14 protein-coding genes and 1 pseudogene are annotated in these 19780 nt (G+C 56.9%); 11 read left to right on the top strand and 4 right to left on the bottom strand.

The window, feature by feature from the left end:
• The first annotated feature begins 293 nt into the window (after positions 1 to 293).
• The 4 genes from VM99_26705 to VM99_26690 all read left to right on the top strand — a co-directional run bounded on the left by VM99_26705 (position 294) and on the right by VM99_26690 (position 4688).
• The gene (locus tag VM99_26705) at positions 294 to 800 is read left to right on the top strand and encodes an RNA polymerase subunit sigma24 (GenBank protein ID AKK01456.1); all 507 of its coding nucleotides are present in this window, start codon (positions 294 to 296) and stop codon (positions 798 to 800) included.
• Positions 797 to 1723: a hypothetical protein gene (locus tag VM99_26700; GenBank protein AKK01455.1), complete on the top strand. Its 927-nt coding sequence runs from the start codon at positions 797 to 799 to the stop codon at positions 1721 to 1723. Before VM99_26705 ends, VM99_26700 begins: the two co-directional genes overlap by 4 nt.
• Before the next feature lie 132 nt (positions 1724 to 1855).
• Complete coding sequence (locus VM99_26695; GenBank protein AKK01454.1) at positions 1856 to 4255, top strand: TonB-dependent receptor; 2400 nt, start codon at positions 1856 to 1858, stop codon at positions 4253 to 4255.
• A 142-nt stretch (positions 4256 to 4397) separates the two neighbouring features.
• Positions 4398 to 4688 carry a hypothetical protein gene (locus VM99_26690; protein ID AKK01453.1) on the top strand — a complete coding sequence of 97 codons (291 nt, stop codon included), beginning with the start codon at positions 4398 to 4400 and terminating at the stop codon, positions 4686 to 4688.
• A gap of 298 nt (positions 4689 to 4986) precedes the next feature.
• On the opposite strand, the gene VM99_26685 is transcribed toward VM99_26690, so the two are convergent.
• Positions 4987 to 5934, bottom strand: coding sequence for an AraC family transcriptional regulator (locus VM99_26685; GenBank protein ID AKK01882.1), 948 nt, complete (start codon positions 5932 to 5934; stop codon positions 4987 to 4989).
• Between the two features lie 172 nt (positions 5935 to 6106).
• On the opposite strand from VM99_26685, the gene VM99_26680 reads away from it, so the two are divergent.
• The 6 genes and pseudogenes from VM99_26680 (at position 6107) to VM99_26655 (ending at position 13146) form a co-directional block, all read left to right on the top strand.
• Positions 6107 to 6535, top strand: coding sequence for a hypothetical protein (locus tag VM99_26680; GenBank protein AKK01452.1), 429 nt, complete (start codon positions 6107 to 6109; stop codon positions 6533 to 6535).
• Between the two features lie 3 nt (positions 6536 to 6538).
• Positions 6539 to 7831, top strand: a pseudogene (locus tag VM99_26675) (hypothetical protein).
• A gap of 72 nt (positions 7832 to 7903) precedes the next feature.
• Positions 7904 to 8572, top strand: a complete 669-nt coding sequence (locus VM99_26670) for a hypothetical protein (GenBank protein AKK01451.1) — start codon at positions 7904 to 7906, stop codon at positions 8570 to 8572.
• A 336-nt stretch (positions 8573 to 8908) separates the two neighbouring features.
• A complete protein-coding gene (locus VM99_26665) occupies positions 8909 to 9991 on the top strand; it encodes a restriction endonuclease or methylase (GenBank protein AKK01881.1) in 1083 nt (360 codons plus the stop codon).
• A gap of 267 nt (positions 9992 to 10258) precedes the next feature.
• Positions 10259 to 11698: a hypothetical protein gene (locus tag VM99_26660; GenBank protein ID AKK01880.1), complete on the top strand. Its 1440-nt coding sequence runs from the start codon at positions 10259 to 10261 to the stop codon at positions 11696 to 11698.
• Between the two features lie 101 nt (positions 11699 to 11799).
• Positions 11800 to 13146 (top strand): hypothetical protein, encoded by a 1347-nt coding sequence (locus VM99_26655; protein ID AKK01450.1) that lies wholly within the window; start codon positions 11800 to 11802, stop codon positions 13144 to 13146.
• Positions 13147 to 13407: 261 nt separating this feature from the next.
• Here the strand turns inward: VM99_26655 and VM99_26650 are convergent, their stop codons facing one another.
• The 3 genes from VM99_26650 to VM99_26640 form a co-directional block, all read right to left on the bottom strand.
• Positions 13408 to 14838, bottom strand: coding sequence for a transposase (locus tag VM99_26650; GenBank protein AKK01449.1), 1431 nt, complete (start codon positions 14836 to 14838; stop codon positions 13408 to 13410).
• A gap of 748 nt (positions 14839 to 15586) precedes the next feature.
• Complete coding sequence (locus VM99_26645; GenBank protein ID AKK01448.1) at positions 15587 to 17134, bottom strand: calcium-binding protein; 1548 nt, start codon at positions 17132 to 17134, stop codon at positions 15587 to 15589.
• A 132-nt stretch (positions 17135 to 17266) separates the two neighbouring features.
• Positions 17267 to 18019, bottom strand: a complete 753-nt coding sequence (locus tag VM99_26640) for an oxidoreductase (GenBank protein AKK01447.1) — start codon at positions 18017 to 18019, stop codon at positions 17267 to 17269.
• A gap of 109 nt (positions 18020 to 18128) precedes the next feature.
• On the opposite strand from VM99_26640, the gene VM99_26635 reads away from it, so the two are divergent.
• The gene (locus VM99_26635; GenBank protein ID AKK01446.1) at positions 18129 to 19043 is read left to right on the top strand and encodes a LysR family transcriptional regulator; all 915 of its coding nucleotides are present in this window, start codon (positions 18129 to 18131) and stop codon (positions 19041 to 19043) included.
• Positions 19044 to 19780 lie beyond the last annotated feature (737 nt).

Below are 19780 nucleotides of genomic sequence, written 5' to 3'. Positions count from 1 at the left end.
TGGTCGTTGACGAACGCTGCAAGTTCGCTGGGAGTTGCCTGCGTGCTATGCGGGGTCATGAAATGCTCCAGTCAGGCGTGAAGTCCGCAAAGTGCCACCACTGCGACGCGCCATTCAGACGCTGAACGCAGCTGCAACTGTCTACCATAGACGTTGGCACGAGAATTTTCAGCCTAAGTGCAATAAGCTTCGCCCATCGCGGCAGGTAAAGGGCGAGGCGCGAACATCGCAGCAATTGCAAATCATTATCATTTTATATAACCTCGCGGCTCTTTCCAGTTCGAGTCGCTTGCGTGTCCCGGCCCTCCGATCCTCATTCTGCCGACGGCCAGTTCGAAAACCATTCGAGCGAACTGCTGCGCTTCCTTACGCGACAGGTGAAGTGCGAAGAGCTGGCGGCCGACCTGCGCCAGGAGACCTGGTTGCGCTTCCGCCGGCGAGCGTCCGGCGAGGAGATCGGCAATCTTCGCGCCTTCCTCTATCGCATCGCACGCAACCTGATCATTGACTACCGCCGTCAGCAGAAAGCGCGCCCCATCGAGGAGGAGATATCCATCGAATTGGTCAGTGCCCAGCCAGGGCCGGAGCGAGCGGTAAGCGACGCCCAACGCCTGGAGCGACTGCAGCGCGTCGTTCAGGATTTGCCGCCGCACCTGCGCCAGGCGTTGTTGTGGAATCGCCTGGATGGGCTGACCCAGCGTGAGATCGGTGAACGCCTGGGGGTCTCGGAAAGCATGGCCGGACGCTATATCTTGAAGGCCCTTGAACACTGCCAGCAGCAAATGGACCCGCAGCCGTGACTCATCCTTCACTACTCGATCAGGCCCGGCAATGGCAGGTGCTGCTGCATTCCGGCCGTGCCACCGCTGCCGATCGCAATGCCGCGCAAGCCTGGCGCGAGGCGGCGCCCGAGCACGAGCAGGCGGCGCGTGAGGTGGAAGGGCTGTGGTCGTTGCTCGGCCAGATAGAACGTCCGGCGGAGCAACCTCAGGCACGCGTGGTACGTCGCCATCGACGCTGGGCGACGCCGCTGGCCTGCGCCGCGATGCTGTTGCTCGCGTTGTGGTTACCGCGCGGTACCTGGATCGGGCTGTATGCCGATATCAGCACCCGACCGGGCGAGGTGCGCGAGTTGCGCCTGGCTGATGGTTCGCTGTTGACCCTCAACGGCGATTCGGCGCTGGACTGGCAGTTTGTCGACGGTCGCCGCGAGGTCAGGCTGTACCGCGGCGAGGCAGACTTCCAGGTCGCCCATGACCCGAACCGGCCGTTCATTGTCAGTGCCGGCGAGGCGCGCATACGCGTCACCGGCACACGCTTTGATGTGCGGCTGGAGGAGGGCGGTGTCGACCTCGCGGTCAGCGAGGGCCGAGTGCTCGCCTCCAGCGACGGGCGCGAGCCGCTGCCGGTGGTCGGCGGGCAGCAGGTGCGGTGGCGCGGCGCGGAGTTGCAGGCGCCGCAGGCACTGGATGCGCGCCAGCGCTTGGGCTGGCAGCGCGGCAAGCTGGTATTGCGCGACCGCCCCCTGGAGCAAGTGTTCGCTGAGCTTGAGCGCAGCCAATCTGCACGGGTGCTGTTTGTCGACGAAGCCGCTCGCACACTCCAGGTGACCGGTGTATTCGCCCTGGACGATCCACAGGCCGTATTGAGTGCCGTGGAGAGCACCTTGCCTGTGCGCCTGGTGCGCTTGCCGGGGTTGATTCTGGTCGCCTCACGCCACTGAGACCCGCGTCGCACCTGGCCCCTCAAGAAAAAAAGCAAATATTTAGGCGGCGATGGTTCAGAAATCATCGCCGCCTTCGTCTTCCGTTCCTGCAAATGCGACTTCTTCGTATTGATAGCCAAGGACATCAGCATGCGGTCGACTTCCTTCCTCGCGGCGCTAGCCGTTCTACCCCTGGCCATGGCTGCTGCAAAGGCGCACGCCGTCGCGCTCGACGTGCCTGCCCAGCGGCTCGACGCGGCGCTCACCGATTTTGCCGAGCAGGCCGACGTGCGTCTGCTCTATGACGCCGGCCTGACCCGTGGCAGCGGTGTGGTGCCGGCGCTCAAGGGCGATTATTCGGTGGTCGACGGCCTGCAGCGGTTGTTGGCGGGCAGCGGCCTGACCTTCCAGACCGGCGATGACGGCACCTTCACGCTAGTACCGCTGCCGGAGCAGGGCGTGTTGGATCTGGGATCGATCACTATCAGTGGGACCGCCGAAGGCCGTGTCGACCTGCCGGCCGAGTACGCCGGCGGGGAAGCGGCGCGGGGTGCGCGCATCGGCGTGCTGGGCAACCAGGACATGCAGGATGTGCCTTTCGCTTTCTCCAGCTACACCTCCGAGCTGATCGAGAAGCGCCAGGCGCAGACCCTGGCCGATGTGCTGGCCAGCGATCCGGGCGTGCGGCAGTCGTTCGGTTTTGGCAACTTCTCTCAGGTGTTCGTCGTGCGCGGGTTTCAACTGTTCAGCGACGATATTGCCTTCAATGGGCTGTACGGCATTTTGCCGCGCCAGATCATTTCCACCGAGTCGGTCGAGCGGGTCGAAGTGTTCAAGGGCGCCAACGCCTTCGTCAATGGTGTATCGCCGTCGGGCAGCGGTGTCGGCGGGGCGATCAACGTGGTGTCCAAGCGTGCCGAGGACACTCCTACCCGCAGCGCCACCCTGGACTATGCCAGCGACAGCCGAGTGGGCGGGCACCTCGACCTGGGCCAGCGCTTCGGCGAGGACAACCGCTTTGGCGTGAGGGTGAACCTGGCCCAGCGTGAGGGCGAGACAGCGGTGGACGATGAGCACTCACGCTTCAGCCTGGCCACCCTCGGTCTGGACTACCGCGGTGACGATCTACGTTTGTCTGCCGATGTCGGGTACCAGAAGCAACGGGTCAATGAAGGGCGCTCGGTGGTCTATCTGACCACGACGGGGCCTACCAGCACACTCAACGGCAAGACGCCGTCGGTACCGGACTCAGACCACAACTACGCGCAGCCCTGGAGCTGGTCGCAGTTGGAAGACACCTATGGCATGTTCAGCGCCGAATACGACCTGTCGCCCAGTTGGACCGCCTACTTGAGCGCAGGCGGCAAATACACGCGGGAGAACGGGGTCTACGCCTCCAACTACGTCTACGGCGAAAATGGCGACGCACGTATCGGCCGCCTTTATTCGCCGCTGGACCAAGAGACCCTGAGCGCCGTCACGGGGCTGCGCGGCGAACTCATGAGCGGGCCGGTCAGCCATCGCATCAACCTGGCCGCCAACGGCATCTGGCAGGAGAAGCGCAACGCGTTCGAGTCCACCGCGGCGGGCAGTCGTGGCTTCGGCAATCTGTATGAGGGCCAGCCCGTCGCCGAGCCGCCGGCCACCAGCGTTTCCGGCGACATCCACGACCCGGACACCGTCGCCAAGGTGCAGAACCGCAGCCTGGCGGTGTCCGACACCCTGGGCTTTCTCGACGACCGCGTACTGCTGACCCTGGGCCTGCGCCGCCAATCCATCGGCGCTGATGCGTGGAGCGCGGCCAGCGGTGCCCGCACCGCCAGCTACCAGGAAAGCATCACCACGCCGGCCTATGGCCTGGTGATCAAGCCCACTGAGTACTTGTCGCTCTATGCCAACCGCGTCGAGTCTCTGCAACAGGGGCCGACCGCGCCGGTCGCCGCGCTCAATAACGGCGAGATGTTCGCGCCCTATCGCTCCAAGCAGACGGAGGTGGGCGCCAAGCTGGATTGGGGCACCTTCGGCGGGAGTCTTAGCCTGTTCCGCATCGAGCAGCCTCAGGGCGTGCTCGGCGGCGACGGCTACTACCGGGTGGATGCCGAGCAGCGCAATCGCGGCGTGGAACTGAGCGTGTTCGGCGAGCCGCTGGACGGCCTGCGCCTGCTGAGCGGCGCCACCTGGACCAAAGCCGAGCTGCGCGGCACCGCTGGCGGTCGCGACGATGGCAACCAGGCGGTGGGTGTGCCGCTGTTCCAGTTCAATCTGGGCGCCGACTGGGATGTGCCCGGTTTGCCCGGGGTGAGCCTGAACGGCCTGCTACTGCGCACGGGCGGCCAATTCGTGGACAGCGCCAACGAATACAGCATCCCCGCCTGGACCCGCGTCGACCTGGGCGCCCGCTACCGGACCCACCTGGATGGCCGCGCCCTGACCTTGAACGCAATGTTGGAGAACGTCGCCGACGAAAATTACTGGGCCTCGGCCAACGGTGGTTATCTGACTCAAGGTGCGCCGCGCACGCTGAAGGTATCGGCCACTGTTGATTTCTGATGTGGCTGCATGGAAGGCAGGAGAGGGGGCCCACTTAAATCAGGCGGGCTTCACCGCTCTTTCGCGTAGAGGCCAGGCATCTGCAATCCAGCCGTTGGATATGCTCCAATGACGCCCCTCATTTGCTTATCGGAGCCTTATCATGGCCGACGCCACCGACCACGCCTTCTACGACCGCGCAGACGCCCATATTGAGCTGTCCAACGAACAGCTGAAAACCTATGGAAACCTCGGCGAGATCAGCGCGTCAATGCTGTTTGGCACATCGCGTTTCAACGCCTGGGCCAGCGCGCAGAACTTCAAATCTGCTGCGGAAATGGCCGATGCGAGGGAGGCATTGCTGAAGTATTTCTGTGATCAGTACCGGATGATGCTTGAGGATAACCTGGATGATCACATCAATAATTTCGGTCAGTACGTACTGGGCAAGTAGGGCGCCGAGATGGAAAGGGATAAGCGCTGGCATCTTTCGGCTACGCTGGTCCGGTCACTCATTCGCGTAGTATCAGCTTAGGCGATGGTCTCTGGGCCGTGTGGGCGGTGACGCTGATCCTGACTCACTCGCGAGGAGTACAAGCTCGGGTTCCAGGACTGACGGCTGCAGGTAGCGATGATGTTCATGACAAGCCCTCCACGTGTGGAAAGAAAAGGATGGCTAATCAGAGCGACGGTCGCTAACCGGCCAAAAGCGGACGTATGGATGCAGGGCGACAGAGCAAGTGTCGCCGACCTCAGACTTCAGCCCCTGGCGGATGGCCGAAATACGCCTTGTAGGCATGGTTGAAATTGGCAGGATTGGAGTAGCCCAGGCGGTGGGAAATCTGCGCCACGTGCCATTTGCGCTGGCGCAACAGAGTGCGCGCCAGTTCCAGGCGCTGTTGGCGCACGTAATCGAGCATCGACTGGCCGTACACCCGGCTAAAGGCACGTCTCAGGGTGGTTTCACCCACGCCCAGTTCCCGTGCCAGCGCCGGAGTGCCAGGTGGGTTCATCAGGTTGGCGTCGAGCTTGAAGCGTGCTTCGTGTGCCAGGTCCGAATGGCTGCGCGACGTGGCCACCTGCTCAGCTGGCTGTGGCGCCAGGTGCATCGCCAGCTCGACCAGCACGGCCAGGCTCAGGCTCTCCTGATTCAGCCGTTCCAAGGCGCCCTGGTAGGGTGAGTGATAAAGGCGCTCGAACAAACTCCCGATGGCGCGACAGCCGCGCAGTTCGGAAAAGTGCATGCCATCGTCGAGCAGCCTGGCCAGCGATTGCAGTGACGGGTCTTCTTCAGCCAATTCGCGTAGATAGTCGCCGCCGATGCGCAGCCCGGCCATGCGCGCACGGCTGCCGGCAGGCATCTGGTCCATGGCTTCCATACTTTCACTCAATCCCAGCACATGCGGCGCGCCGGGCGTGTATTCATTTAGCCGACCGTCAACCCGATGCTGCCATTGCCCACCCAGTACCTGCACGATGCACACGCTGTCGGGCAGCACCTTGTGGATGCGCAACGGTTCGGGGAATTGCAGATCGCAGTCGAAATACTGCAGCTGCGACCGCAGCGTCTGCGCGCGGTAATGGCCGATCGCGCTGCCCATGACCTGCCGCGCGCTGTCATCGAATACACCGGCCTGGTTCAGGGCCTCTGGGTGATCGAAGCAGAAGTGCGTGTCCAGATAGGGGTTGCGGCGGTCCATTGGCAAAGTGTCCGTCAGGGCTGGTGGGCAGCGTTGCATGATATCGACATTGGGCAGCCCGATCATTTGTTGTGCGTCACGGCCTTATTGTTGTGCGCCACGGCCACGCCGCTTGGCAGGCGCCTGAGCGTTGATTTCAATGGTGGCCTTTGAACTGCCGAGGAAACCCTAAATGTTGATGTATCGCAAGTGGGCAGCGCTGCTGTGCCTGGCTCTGGCCGTGATCGCGGGTGGCGTCCAGGCTGAAAACCGCCCGGAAGTCGCAGAAAAAGTGCTGGCCTATGCCGGCGAAGGCGGCGTGAAAGTCTGGACTCTGCGCATCGGTGCGCGCAATGACAATCAGGCGCTGGTGCAGTTGGAGGGTGTCGACCACGACTGGAACATGAAGATCCAGAAGATGACCGTAGAAAAGACCAGTAAGGACACCCGCTATTCCACCACCGTGGACGGCCAGAAATTCGTGGTACTGGTGCTGCAACAAGGCTGGGGCGAGCTGTACCTGCCTGGCGAATCGCAGGCGCTGAATGTCGGCTATGACGAGTTCCTGTCCAGCCAAGGCAATGCACAGGCGTTTTTGACCGATTATTTGCAGGCCAATTGAGCCATGAGCCGGTTCGCGCGGTGGTCGTGGCCGCTGACGATATTGCTGCTGCCGGTGGTGCTCATGACCTGGGCCAGTGTGCAAAGCGGACGCGTCGATGACGTGCTGCGCGAAGCACAGAATATCGGCGGCTACTACGCCTGGCTCCGCGTGCGTCAGGTGTTGGCAGGGTTGGCCTACTGGCTGGCCCTCGCCGCGTTGGTGGCCGGGCCTGCGACGTGGCTCAAGCTGAGGCTGGATGCCTGGCGTGCGCTGAAGTCCAGGGATTTTCTCTACGACCGCCTGTTCCTCTGCTGGCGTGCCTTGGGCCATTGGCTGTCGGCTTACGCCGGGCTGTTGATGGGCGCGTTGGCCCTGAGTCTGTTGTATGAGCTGAGCTGGGGCTGGAGCCATTTGAAAGCCGGTGGCTGGCTCATACTGCTGGTGGCGGTGCCGCTGATTGCCGTGCTATGGGCGGGCTGCCTCTTGATCGGGCGTCTGCGCCAGCAATGGCACGCGCTGGATAGCCCGTCCTCGGCGTTCCTGGGGCACCGGATGGGGCGTGACAAAGCCCCGGCCTTGTGGGCATGGATTGAGCAACTGGCCACAGCCACCGGTGCGCCGGTGCCCGACCATATAGTGGTGGGCATCGACCAATCGTTTTTCGTCACCAGCGTTGATGTGGCCCTGCAACCGGCCGGCGACTTGCTCCGCGGGCGCACCCTTTACCTGCCGCTGACCTACCTCTCGACCCTGAGCCAGGCCGAGGCCGCGTCGATCATCGGTCATGAGCTGGGCCATTTCTGTAGCCGTGACACCGAGCGGGGCAGCGAGATCGGTGCGCATTTCAGCCTGATGTGCCTGCACTTTGCGTTTATCCGTGCCGAGGATGCCGACCCGGCCTGGATCGAGCGCCCGGCGATCTGGATGACGCAACGTTTCCTGCATTACTTTCAACTGGCGGTGCATCACTGGGGCCGCGCTCAGGAATTGGCGGCGGATCGGGTGGGCGGCAACATCGGCGGTGAGCGCCTGTTCTGCCAGGCGCTGTTGCGGGTGATCGCGCTGGACGCTGAAATCAACACGCTGCTCGCCGAGCGCCACTCCAACCTGATCCAGGCCCTGGCCGACCACCTGCGACACACGCCACTGCGCCTGAACGACGCGGCGCTGAACCACACCATCGCGCACCCGTTCGATACACACCCGCCGACGGCACTCCGCCTCCAGCAACTGGGCGTAACCCTGGATGACGCGCTGCTGGCCGAGGCCACCCGCGTACCCACCGAACACGACCGACACTGGTTCAGCCAACTCATCCATACGGCGTCGTCGGCTGCCACGCAGCCCGTATCACCGCCGATACCCACTGTCCAAGGAGAATGATCCATGACCCAACCTTCGGATCCGCTGTCGGATCTCGCCAGCGCACTCAGCCAGGAATACGCCGACTCCCGCGACGCCCAGCGCGAGCGTGCGATCGCCGAACTCGAGCAGGTTATCCAGCGCGTACCCGAGCAGACCGAATTCACTAACTCGCGCCGCTACAAGGTGCGCAGCCCGCTGTTTTTGCTGGTTGCCCTGGGCTTGCTGGGGTACGCCCTGAATAGCGGGGCCACCAGCCTGGCCGTGTGTGCTGCGGTGATGGCGGTGGTGTTTGCATTGATCACCTGGCAGCACCGCAACGCCGGGCAACACGTGTTTATGCGCTTGACCCGCCGCCAGCTGTTTGCGGACACGCTGAGCGCACCGGTGGACCTGCTGGACATTGTCGACGTCTCCATCAATGACGAAGGCTGGCTGACGGAGCAGAAACTGATGTTGCGTGCCGATGCGCCCCTGCCTGTTCATCGCTCCGCGCGACAGATATTCGGCAACCAGGCCATGGCCCTCAAAAAGCCCCAGCCGCAGATCCGCATCCTGTCTGCCGGCCTGGTGCATGAAGGCATCACCCTGGATTGCGACCAGATTGCAGATATCCTCAACGCCTACTGCCAGGCTGCCCATGCACAGCAACAGCTTGATGCGCTGCGCCAAGAGGCTCAGCGCGATTCCTGAGTGGTTTCAGGGTAGAGCCGGTTTGTGGTGTAGAAATACGTCACTGAAGAGTGGGGGGGCGCTCGAGATTTTGCCTGGGTGCTATTCGTGACCGATATGAATTGGTCGTTTTGGGCGGATAAATATTGGCAGAAATCGGCCAGAAGCGGACATCGGCAAGCGACCGCTGTCGGCCAGTAGGACAGCTTAACAGGAGGTGACAAAGGAGGTTCTAAATCACTCACAGCTGGTCAGGCATCCAGCATGGATGGAATGTCAGTAGCTGAATTAGATTTAGGCGTAGTAGCGTTGCGCCTCTACGATCCCGATCGGGTGAACTGGCAACGGAGCAAGGAAATGGATTTTGTAGAATGCTTGAGCGCAATGTCAGCGAAGGTTAACCAGCTAGCGTCGACCATACAGACGGAAGAGGCAACGAAGACTGCTTTCGTCATGCCGTTTATTCATACCGTACTTGGCTATGATGTGTTCGATCCCTCCGAAGTCGTTCCAGAATACGTCTGCGATGTTGGCACGAAAAAAGGCGAAAAGATTGATTATGCGATCTTGAAGGGCGGCCAGATCCAGATATTGATCGAAACGAAAAAGGTCGGAGAGCCACTTAATATCAACCATGCGAGCCAACTCTTCCGCTACTTCCACGTTACCACTGCGCGAATTTCTATCCTCACGAATGGCAGGTTTTATCGGTTCTATACCGATCTAGATGCACCGAATAAAATGGATGAAAAGCCATTTTTAGAGATCGACCTGCTTAACATTGATGAACACGTCATGCCTGAGCTTCAAAAGCTTACGAAATCCGCATTCGACGTTGATTCGATCATCAATGCCGCAGGGGAACTGAAATATGTGGGAAACATAAAAAAGGAAATGGCTAAGCAGTTTGCCCAGCCTGATGATGATTTCATCCGTTTCTTCGCGTCGCGTGTTTACGAAGGAGTTATCACTCAAAAGGTCCGAGATCAATTTACTTTGCTTACAAGGAAAGCTGCTTCTCAGTTTCTCAGTGATCAGATCAACGACAGGTTGAAGTCAGCGATGAGTAAAGCCACCTTTCCAACGTTTGCTGAATCGGTCGTCGCTGAGAATCAGGTTGAAGCCCAAGAAGAACCTGAAGATCGTATCCTAACGACAATGGAGGAGTTGGAAGGTTTTCATATCATCAAAGCAATTGTCCGGACTGTTATAGACGCAAAGCGCATTGCTAGCAGAGATACGCAGAGCTACTTCGGCATCCTCCTAGATGACAACAATAGAAAGCCTATCGCAAGACTTCACTTCAATCGAAGCCAAAAATATCTTGGTCTTTTCGATAAAGATAAAGTCGAAACCCGCCATCCAATCAACTCGCTGGACGAGATTTACGAGTTTTCGGCCTCGCTGAAAGAGACTATCTCTTTTTACCAAGAGGCATAAGTGAAGTATCTCAGTCCCTCCTGGAATTCAAAGGATTGTGATAGCTGCCGTTCCGACCGTCCGCTTCCGACCAGAGGCGGACATTTACGTATCTAGGGGCGCACCCTAAGGTGAGCATAGACAGAATGCGAACGAGTTCGTCGCCTTCGAGCATTACTTGTCACTCCATCTCATTGAGCGTGCGGTTCTCCGTCATGACACTTAAACGACTCAAGCCATTACGTTTAGAAAAAGAGTTATTTGCTACATAATTACTACGGGGGCATGATGAGCGAAAAGAAAATCGTGACAATCGGATGCGAGCTGGCATCTGGTAGCGTCAAACATGTCCAGTTTAAGTCGAAGTCCTCCCTATTAGACTTTGATATTGTGCTTTTTAGGCCGTTGATCAGCGATTTTTTGATCTATGGAGTCGACTACTTCCAAGGCAAGCCGAGTCTTAGCGACACACAATCCTTTCAACTTCGGGAATGTTGTGAGCACTGGCGTCGGGAGCTTAAGGAGGCCGTGGCCTCTGGAAAGACTGCCCTCGTCTTTCTCCCAGAGCTAACGTCGGTGTACATCGACACTGGCCAAAGAACTTATTCGGGTACCGGGAGGAATCAGAAGACAACTCGTCACGTTACTGAATATAACAACTACAACTCGATTCCCGCCGATTTAAAGCCTGTAATAGCGAACGGGTCAGAAATGAAATTGGCGTCATCTGTTGCGCCAGCACTCGCCGCATTCTGGAATCAGTTTCGAGAGTTTTTTACATATCACGTACTGCTTTCTCCTGAAAAAGCATCAACCGCAATACTGACCAGAACGGGCGACAAGCCAGTGGGGGCGATTTTTCCGAGCAAAGCGTCCACAGGCAGTCTAGTGGTGCTCCCGGACGTCGATTTTTATCCTGATGCCTTTGTAACTGAGAGGAACGAAAAGCAGGTTTGGACGAAGAAGGCGACGATCTTTGCCGATCGCTTTGTAGCTGCAATCGTCGAGTTGGACAAAGCCTTACGCTCCGAGAGTGACCTCACTGAGGAGCCCGCTTGGGCATCTAGTGACCTATATCTCATGGCTCCGGAGCGCACTTTACGCGCTGAGTTGATGGCTGCTGAGCTGGCTGTCGAAACGGCACAGCAGACTAAAGAAGAACTTACTGAGCGACTGCGGGTTGAAGGTCATCTTCGAGGCTTGCTCTTCGAGAAGGGAAAGCCACTGGAGGAAGCCATTATCGAAGCGCTGCGGAAGCTCGGCTTCACCGCAGAGCCTTTTAAAGATGTTGGGTCGGAGTTTGATGTTGTCTTTGAGTCAGCTGAGGGACGTCTCATAGGAGAAGCTGAGGGTAAAGACAACAAGGCAGTGAACGTCGACAAATTACGACAGCTACAAATGAATATTCACGAGGATTTGCTCAGGGAGTCGGTGGAAGTACCGGCGAAGCCAGTGCTATTTGGGAATGCGTACAGGATATTACCTATAGACCAGCGAACGCATCCGTTCACAGAGAAATGCTCCGCTTCGGCACTTACTATGAACACCGCATTAGTGTCCACGCCAGATCTTTTCCTCGCGGTGCAAAGCTACGTAGATTGCCAGGACGCTGATTTTGCAGCCGCCTGTCGCCAAGCAATATTGTCGTCCGTAGGGCAAGTGATTTTCCCCGGCCCACCAACTAAAGATCCAGAGCAGGAGACTGAAATTGAAACTGGTGGCGCATAACTATTCGTCAATTCTGAAGCCGCTCCTCGGCGCGGTTTAGTTACGATGTGGGCATCTACGCAATGCTTGGCTGACTCAGTCTTAGAATTAAGGAGTGCTTAATGAGAATCGAATTGTTGATACTTATACCTGAGTCAGAGTCCTTCTGCATAAGTAAAAAATCGTTTGTCGAGTTTTTGAAAATTGACTCTTTAATAAGCGTCGATGGACAGAAAATCTCTTACAGAAGATCCTCAAAAGCGAAGGATCTTACTGTCGCAAAATTTCGCGTGGAAACTGGCCTTATTATGTCTAAGCAGGAGCGTTACTTCACCTTGCTACTCGAAGCGATTGACGAGTCCGAAATGGATAATTTTAATGAGCTTTGCGATAGAGTGAGATCAATTGCGGAGAGAATATCCCCAGGAAAAACAACAATAAACACATTGTGGGATGACATTGGTCGAATGTATGCGGAGAAATCGTACCCGTTAATTAATGAGGTTGAAAATCTCATGCGTAGGCTGATCGCAAAATTCATGCTGATCACTGTAGGCGTAAATTGGTCAAAAGATACAATCCATCCAGATTTATTCAAAAAAATTGATAATTTCAGCGATGATGACCCACATGTAAATGACCTTTTTAAACTTGATTTCATTCATCTAAAAGAGGTTCTGTTTGGAAATAAGCGGGATATATCAATCGAAGAGCTAGATAGGTTGCTAACAAAAACAAAATTCTCACCAGATGATCAAGAGACGATAAAAAAATATCTACCCACCTCCAATTGGGAAAAATATTTTTCATCCGTAATCGATGAAGAAAGTGGCAGCGTAGATACCAAGTGGGCCTTGCTTTACAAACTTAGAAACAAGGTCGCCCATAATAGGCATGTTAAGCGCGGCGAGTTTGAGCAAATCAGAGGCCTCTGTGATAAGCTGAAGCAAATAATAAATAAGGCGTCAGCCAAGGTGGGTGAAATTGATATAAACGAGGAAGACCGAGATTTAATGATTTACACATACAACCTTGATTCCCCAGTCGCAATAGGTTATTTGTCAGAGAAGGCCGTTGCGGAGTTTTATACAAAGCAAGGCTACAATATAAATACAAATTCATCGCCTAACGAATTCGGCTTTGACTTTGTTGCAGATCGCACCGGCGAGCACATTGGAGTGGAAGTTAAGTCGGTATCATCACGGCATTTCTCCTCCTTTGCTCGAGTTATTCTACGAAAGCAGATGCCTCGTTTGCAGAACTCGTTGAAGAGAAACAACCTCACCAAGTGTCACGTGGTAATTCTTGTTCGAGACAGTGATGATTTAATACGGGAAGAACAAATCCTCCAGAAACTTTCCACCATGTATGGAGAGTTGGATCATAGGGTTGAATTCAAGCTTGGACGAGTCGGCGAAGATCATTCAATTAGTGCGCTTCAAGATATCATCCTTACGCATAATTTATGAGCGGGCTATCTTTGCATTTGACCTGAACGCCCAAGCCATGCAAGAGCGCCAACTAATTCATACAGTAGCGGTTTCAGCAGATGATGCGAGTGACCGCTAGTGGCCCAGAGTGTGTAAAAACGCATTTGTACACTGTCGGCGCGAAGCGCCGACGGCTGTTAGCTGAGTAATTGCTCACAACAAGTCCTGCGGATCATCACTTGGGTCTGGGAGCCCCCTGCGTCGCTTCTACCTTGCTGGGTGGTCAAAATAAAGACCTCTTCAGGCCGACAGTGCCTTCATTAAACTGCTGATACCGAGAATTTTCATGACTCGCTTCAAGTTGTAGGCGAGCACATTCAAGCTCATCTCCGCGCTCACCCCGGCCAGCTTTCGGGTCAGGAAGTGCGTCGCACCCATCCATTGCTTGAGCGTGCCGAAGGGATGCTCAACAGTCCGTTTTCGGACTCGCATCATCTCCGGTGCTTTGCTTAACCGGGCCTGCATTTCCTCCAGTACAGCTTCATGTTCCCAGCGTCGAATTCGTCGTTCCGTGCTCGGGGTGCACTGCGATTTCATTGTGCAGCCCCTGCATTTCGAACTCCAGTAACGGTGCAGCGTTAGGCCTTTTTCAACGTTGGTATAGCGCCAGATCAGTGCTTCTCCGGCTGGGCAAATATATTCGTTTTTTGCCGCGTCATAGATGAAGGCATCATTATTGAAACGCCCGTCCGCTTTGGCTCCAGAGGTCATCGGCTTGGGCACATAGGCCGTGATGCCTGCATCGTGACAAGTCAGGATCTCTTCGCTTTTGAAGTAACCTCGATCAGCCACTACCGACAACGTTTCTGACGCGACAGCCTCGCGGACCTGCATGGCCATCGAGCTGAGTTGATCGCGGTCGGAACCGACGTTAGTGACTTCATGTGCAACGATCAAATGATGTTGGGTATCGACCGCTGTCTGTACGTTATAGCCGACGATTCCGGTGCCGCGTGTCATCATGGAACGGCTGTCTGGATCGGTCAGTGAGACCTGTTTATCCGGCGATTCATTGAGCTGGATTTCGATCGATTGAAGCTCCTTCATTTGAGTTTTGAGCTTGGCGATTTTCTCTTCCAGCCGCACGGCACTGGGCTCGGAAGCTGTGGGTTCTTGCCGATCGGCAGCATCGAGTGCCACCAGGTAACGGTTGATACTCGATTCAATTTCTTCCATACGCCGCTTCAGTTTGGCGCTGGTGAAATTGCGGTCGCGGTTGTTGACTGCTTTGAATTTACTGCCATCAATGGCGACCAGATGTTCTCCAAACAGTCCCAACTGCTGACACAGCATAACGAACTGGCGACAGACGCCTCGGATAGCCTTGCTGTTGTCTTTTCGGAAGTTGGCGATGGTCTTGAAATCCGGCATCAAACGCCCGGTCAACCACATCAGCTCGACGTTGCGTTGAGCTTCTCGTTCCAGCCGCCGACTCGACTGAATGCGGTTGAGATAGCCGTAGATGTAGATCTTTAGCAGGATCGCGGGGTGGTAAGCCGGTCGTCCAGTATCGGCTGGAATGGCACCTTCAAAACCTAGATTAACCAAGTTGAGTTCGTCGACGAAAACGTCAACTACTCGTACCGGATTGGTATCGCTGACGTAGTCGTCGAGGCTTTCGGGAAGTAGGGTGCCTTGGCCTCGGTGTTCACCTTGGATAAAGCGCTTCATAGGCAATCCCCGCGATAAAATCCTCAGCAATCATAGCAAGGGATCACGGATTCGTTTCTACATACGCCGGGGCAATCGCAGACACCAATGGATGTCTATATATAGACGGTGTGAGGGCAGCGACTCTGATTGCTCAGCCTCAGGCTCCGAGATACCCTTTCTCCTCCTGACAGATAGGCACGGCCAACAAATCATGTCTACTTGCTATTCCATTCAAATCACGCCAGAAAGACCATTGCCGGCCTTCTATTGCATTGCTGAACATCTATGGGGAACCGGATGTGATGTTGACTCTGACGGTGACTGCGCAGGTTCAGATGATCGCCAATGGACGGAACTGACATTGTCGCTTCGCGGCACATCAGGAGAACGTATCGACATTGACCCGCTCTCGCTCATGCCTCTTACCCTCGTAATCCGTTCATCGCACGCCACCCTTTGCCAAAGAGCGGCCGACTACATCGTATCTGTTTCCGGAGGCACTATCGGCGCAGCTGTTAACGTCAAGACGGTATGAGTGCGGGGACACGAGGCTTATAGATTTCCGACAGGTGAAGAACCTAAAAGTGAGACCCCTTAGCGTTTTTACACACTCTGGGCCGATAGCCGCCATTGCCAAAGGCCGCTTCTGGCCAAAAAACGGACGATTTCAGACGCCTGCTTTCGACTCGTAGCTGCGGTCAGCACCCCACACCGTAGCCGTTGCATAACTAAAGGTGGGGGCTGATGGCCGGCTGTGAGGGAAGTGCTAGCTCAAGTAGTCAACAGTGGTGTGCCCAATGAGCCCGATCTCTGTCGTATCGGCAACCACCAGGTCGGCATTGGTGATCAAGTGCGTGTAATCGAATCCGGCTAGCGTGACCTGAAAGGCGTGCCCATCGGCACCTGGCTCGCTACTACGCAGGTAAGTGCGTTCGTTGATTTCATCGTAGGTCATGCGCAAGGTGCCGTTACGGCCGTCGCCCAAACCGGTTACGCCGAGCGCGGAGACGTCGAGCTTGTCTTCGCCCCAGATGAAGTCAGTGATCAGGTCGCTGCTGCCTGCATAGCTGTCGCCGCTGCTGGTGAACACGAAACGGTCGTTGCCTGTGCCGCCGGTGAGCTTGTCCGCGCCCAACCCACCGGTCAGCACGTCGTTGCCAGCGTTACCCTCAAGGGTGTCGTTTCCGGCACCGGCGGCCAGAGTATCGTCGCCCCAGTAGCCATACAGGGTATTGGCCTTATCGTCGCCGGCCAGATTCACCGGTGTGATCGGCTGCGGGGTAATCACAGTTGTCGCATTACTGGGCGGGGCGAACAGCACGCTGCTGGCATTAAGTTCACTGACGTGGTTCCCACTGAGCAGGATTTCGAAGCGGTTACCGTTGGCATCGGCCTCCAGTGATTTAAGCGCGGTGGTGTCGCCCGCCAGGTTGAGGACCACCTTCAGCGTGCCGTTGTAGCCGTTACCCAACCCGGTGAAGGTCAGCGCGGACACGTCGATCATGTCATGGTCGTTGCCATTGAAATCGGTGATCAGGTCGCGGTGGCTGTAGCTGCCACTGGCATCGTTGCGGTAGCTGTCGCTGAGCTGGTTATACACAAAGGTGTCGGCACCCGCGCCGCCGCTCAGTGTGTCGCCGCCGGCGCCTCCAAATAGCCGGTCATTGCCCGCACTCGCTTCGATAGTGTCGCGGCCAGCGCCGGCCTTGATGGTTTCGCCAGCGTCGGTTCCCACCAGCAGGTCGTCGTGCGAGGTACCGTTGATCAGCGGTTGCAAGTTGGCATCGGTAATCAGGCCGCTGTTGGACAGGAACTGCACGGCAAAATGCCGGCCATTATGGTCTTGCTCGTAGTTTTCCAAAATGTAGATGCCGCGCAGGGGCTCGCTACGTATGTGCAGGGTATCGCCGTAGCCATTGCCCAGATGGCTAAAGCCCAGAGCTGACAGGTCGAGGACATCGTGGGCGGGATCAAAATAGCTGATGGCATCGGTGAACTCGCTTCCGGCCTTGATATAGCTGTCGCCGAGGCGGTCGAAGCGAAATACATCGCTGCCGGCGCCACCGTACAAGGTGTCGAATCCGGCACCGGGGACCATCACGTCATTGCCACCCCCGCTGACTATCTGGTCGTTGCCGGCTCCGCCCATCAACAGCTCGTTGGCCAGCCCACCGCGCAGGTAATCACTGCCAGGGGTACCCTGCACGATGAGTTCGATCGGGTTCTTGCTGACCCGGCTACTGGCGCTCGTGACCTGCAAATCGTCAGGCACGGAGTGCTTGGTGAGATCGCTGATGTTGAAAGCTTGGGTCATGCGTGCTCCTTACCTGCGGTTGGTCCACTGCTAGTGTGGTTCAACGCCAATAACGCTGTTTCGTTGATAGCAGTGGGCCGCGTTTGATGAACGGTTATAAGCGCCGTCCCAGGGGAGTCGCTCGCTGAGTGCTCAGATTTGCGCCTGGCCGCCGTCGACAAACAGTTCGATACCGTTGACGAAGCTGGCGTCATCCGAGGCCAGGAACAACGCTGCGCTGGCGATTTCTTCGGCTTCACCGACACGTCCCATTGGGATCAGCGATGCCAAGTAGTCGAGTAAGCCTTGTTGCTGAGCGGCATCGGGGCCGGCCAATTCAACCAGGCCAGGCGTGCGCGTGGCGCCGGGGCTGATCGTGTTGATGCGTACCTGTCGGTCTTTCAAATCCAGAATCCAGTTGCGTGCAAAGGCGCGCACGGCGGCCTTGGACGCGGCGTAGACACTGAAGGCGGCGGTGCCCGAGCTGCCTGCCGTGGAGCCGGTGAGAATCACCGAGGCTTTTGGGGCCAGCAGCGGCAGCGCCTTTTGCACCGTGAACAGCACGCCTTTTACGTTGCGATTGAAGGTGTCGTCGTACTGCTGTTCCGTGATCTCGCCCAGTGGCAGCATGGAGCCGCCGCCGGCATTGACGAACAGCACATCAATGCGGCCGTGGGTCGCGCCAATCTGGCGGTACAACGCGTCCAACTGATCGAGCTTGGAGGAATCCACCTGCACGCCGGTGGCGTTGCCGACAGCGGCGAGGGCAGCGTTCAGTTCGGCTTGGCGACGGCCCGTGATATAGACGTGGGCGCCTTCTTGAGCGAAGCGTTTTGCAGTGGCCAGGCCGATGCCGGTAGTGCCGCCGGTCACCAATGCAATTTTGCCTTCGAGTTTGTTCGTCATGGTGTTTCTCCCGTATTTCGATTGAGTGATTTGCGGTGTGAGAGAAGCTTATCGACGGGGCGGGACTTTCAAAATAGAATTGTCTGAAACCTATCGTTGCAGAAATGAAATGAGCAAGCTTCCAGATTTCGAAGGGTTGGCGATGTTTGCCAAGGTGGCCGAAGAGGGCTCGTTCGCCGGTGCGGCACGTGTCATGAGCGTGTCGGTGCCTACGGTATCGCGGGCGGTCGCGCGGCTGGAGGAGCGCCTGGGTGGACGCTTGTTCAACCGCACCTCGCGGCAACTGGCCCTCACAGAATTCGGCGCGAGCATGGCAGCCAGGGCAGGGGAGATCTATCGGCAGGCTGAAGCGGTGGAAAGCGAGGCTCAGGCGTTATCGATCCAGCCCCGCGGCCAGGTGCGCCTGGCGATCCCCATGTCGTTTGGACTGCGTTGGGTGGCACCGCTGATGCCGCAGTTGATCCGGCTGTATCCCGAGCTTTCGATTGACCTGCACCTTTCAGACGCCTCGGTAGACCTGATCGCCGAGGGCTTCGATGCGGCACTGCGCATTGCCGTATTGCCGGATTCGTCGCTGGTTGCGCGGCATCTGTGCGCGGTCACCCAATACCTGGTTGCCTCACCGGCGTATCTAGCTGCCCACGGCCACCCCAGCCATCCCCGCGAACTGGCGACCCGTACATGCCTGAGCTATGCCTATCGAGCCCGCAGCCAAGTGTGGCGGTTTACCCACAAAGACGGCACCGAAGAAGACGTGGTGCCCAGCGGCCCGTTAAGAGTGACCAACTCGGATGCGTTATTGCCAGTGTTGCTTGAAGGACTGGCCATTGCCGAACTGCCGGAATTCATAGCCAGCGAATACCTGGCCGATGGGCGCTTGGTCGTGGTGCTGCCGGAATGGAGCATGACGCGTGGCGGCTTGTATTTCGTCACCCCCTCGGCCCGCACCCGGCCGGTAAAAATCAAGGCGCTGTCGGACTTTTTTGCCGAGCGTTTAAGTGAGCCTGTGTGGCGATGGGTGTAGTGATTGATGATCCACGGCATGTCTTTGTCGTGAGCAACTGTGCGCCGCTCATGACTTCCGAGAAGAGCGGATAGTTTTTTCGTCTGAATAAAATAAATGCAAATGAAGATATTACCTGTTGTTCTGCTTGGCTTTTCATGTGTTTTTCAGCCCTCGTTATCCTATGCGGATAATGCCAATGGAAAGAATCTCTATACACAGCGATGCGCCGTGTGCCATGGCGCCGACGTCAAAGGAACAGGGCCGTTGGCGAAAAAGAGCAATCCGCCAACGCCTGACCTGACCACGTCCGCCTTCAAGAAGCGACTCAATGATTATCCCGGCGTGATTGTTTCATCGGTCATTCTTCGCCCGAGTGGAAGCCTGATTCCAAAAACCTTGCGAGAAAACAACGTGAAGATTGCTCCGCACGCCTGGAGCATCAACGATCTGCGTGACTTGAATCAGTACATGAGTGAACTCATTACCCGGAAAAGATGAGCAGAGCGGACAAAGGTTGCAACCGTAGGAGCAGGTGTAAACGTTGAAAGTATTCCGGACAGATAGAATTTTCATATTTATCAATTGGTTATATTAGGGTCACGTTCTATTATCGGAAAACAGATTTCTGTTTTCCGATAATAGAACGCATTTTTCATTTTTCCGGTTAAGAACCGTCAGTAGTACCCCTTAACTCCGGGCGTACTTCGGGCGCATAAAGCCCTATCTATGAAGGGGCTTAAATACGCTAATGCGAT

This window comes from Pseudomonas chlororaphis (assembly GCA_001023535.1).
GTDB classification, from domain to species: Bacteria; Pseudomonadota; Gammaproteobacteria; order Pseudomonadales; family Pseudomonadaceae; genus Aquipseudomonas; species Aquipseudomonas chlororaphis_E.
The sequence above is the reverse complement of the archived record's forward strand: the minus strand, read 5'-3'. Positions and strand labels throughout refer to the sequence as shown.

Excerpts from the sequence above, each read along its gene's own strand:
- VM99_26695 (AKK01454.1), top strand. The coding sequence starts at position 1,856 with ATGCGGTCGACTTCCTTCCTCGCGGCGCTAGCCGTTCTACCCCTGGCC.
- VM99_26690 (AKK01453.1), top strand. The coding sequence starts at position 4,398 with ATGGCCGACGCCACCGACCACGCCTTCTACGACCGCGCAGACGCCCAT.
- VM99_26685 (AKK01882.1), bottom strand. The coding sequence starts at position 5,934 with ATGGACCGCCGCAACCCCTATCTGGACACGCACTTCTGCTTCGATCAC.
- VM99_26680 (AKK01452.1), top strand. The coding sequence starts at position 6,107 with ATGTTGATGTATCGCAAGTGGGCAGCGCTGCTGTGCCTGGCTCTGGCC.
- VM99_26670 (AKK01451.1), top strand. The coding sequence starts at position 7,904 with ATGACCCAACCTTCGGATCCGCTGTCGGATCTCGCCAGCGCACTCAGC.
- VM99_26665 (AKK01881.1), top strand. The coding sequence starts at position 8,909 with ATGGATTTTGTAGAATGCTTGAGCGCAATGTCAGCGAAGGTTAACCAG.
- VM99_26660 (AKK01880.1), top strand. The coding sequence starts at position 10,259 with ATGAGCGAAAAGAAAATCGTGACAATCGGATGCGAGCTGGCATCTGGT.
- VM99_26655 (AKK01450.1), top strand. The coding sequence starts at position 11,800 with ATGAGAATCGAATTGTTGATACTTATACCTGAGTCAGAGTCCTTCTGC.
- VM99_26650 (AKK01449.1), bottom strand. The coding sequence starts at position 14,838 with ATGAAGCGCTTTATCCAAGGTGAACACCGAGGCCAAGGCACCCTACTT.
- VM99_26645 (AKK01448.1), bottom strand. The coding sequence starts at position 17,134 with ATGACCCAAGCTTTCAACATCAGCGATCTCACCAAGCACTCCGTGCCT.
- VM99_26640 (AKK01447.1), bottom strand. The coding sequence starts at position 18,019 with ATGACGAACAAACTCGAAGGCAAAATTGCATTGGTGACCGGCGGCACT.
- VM99_26635 (AKK01446.1), top strand. The coding sequence starts at position 18,129 with ATGAGCAAGCTTCCAGATTTCGAAGGGTTGGCGATGTTTGCCAAGGTG.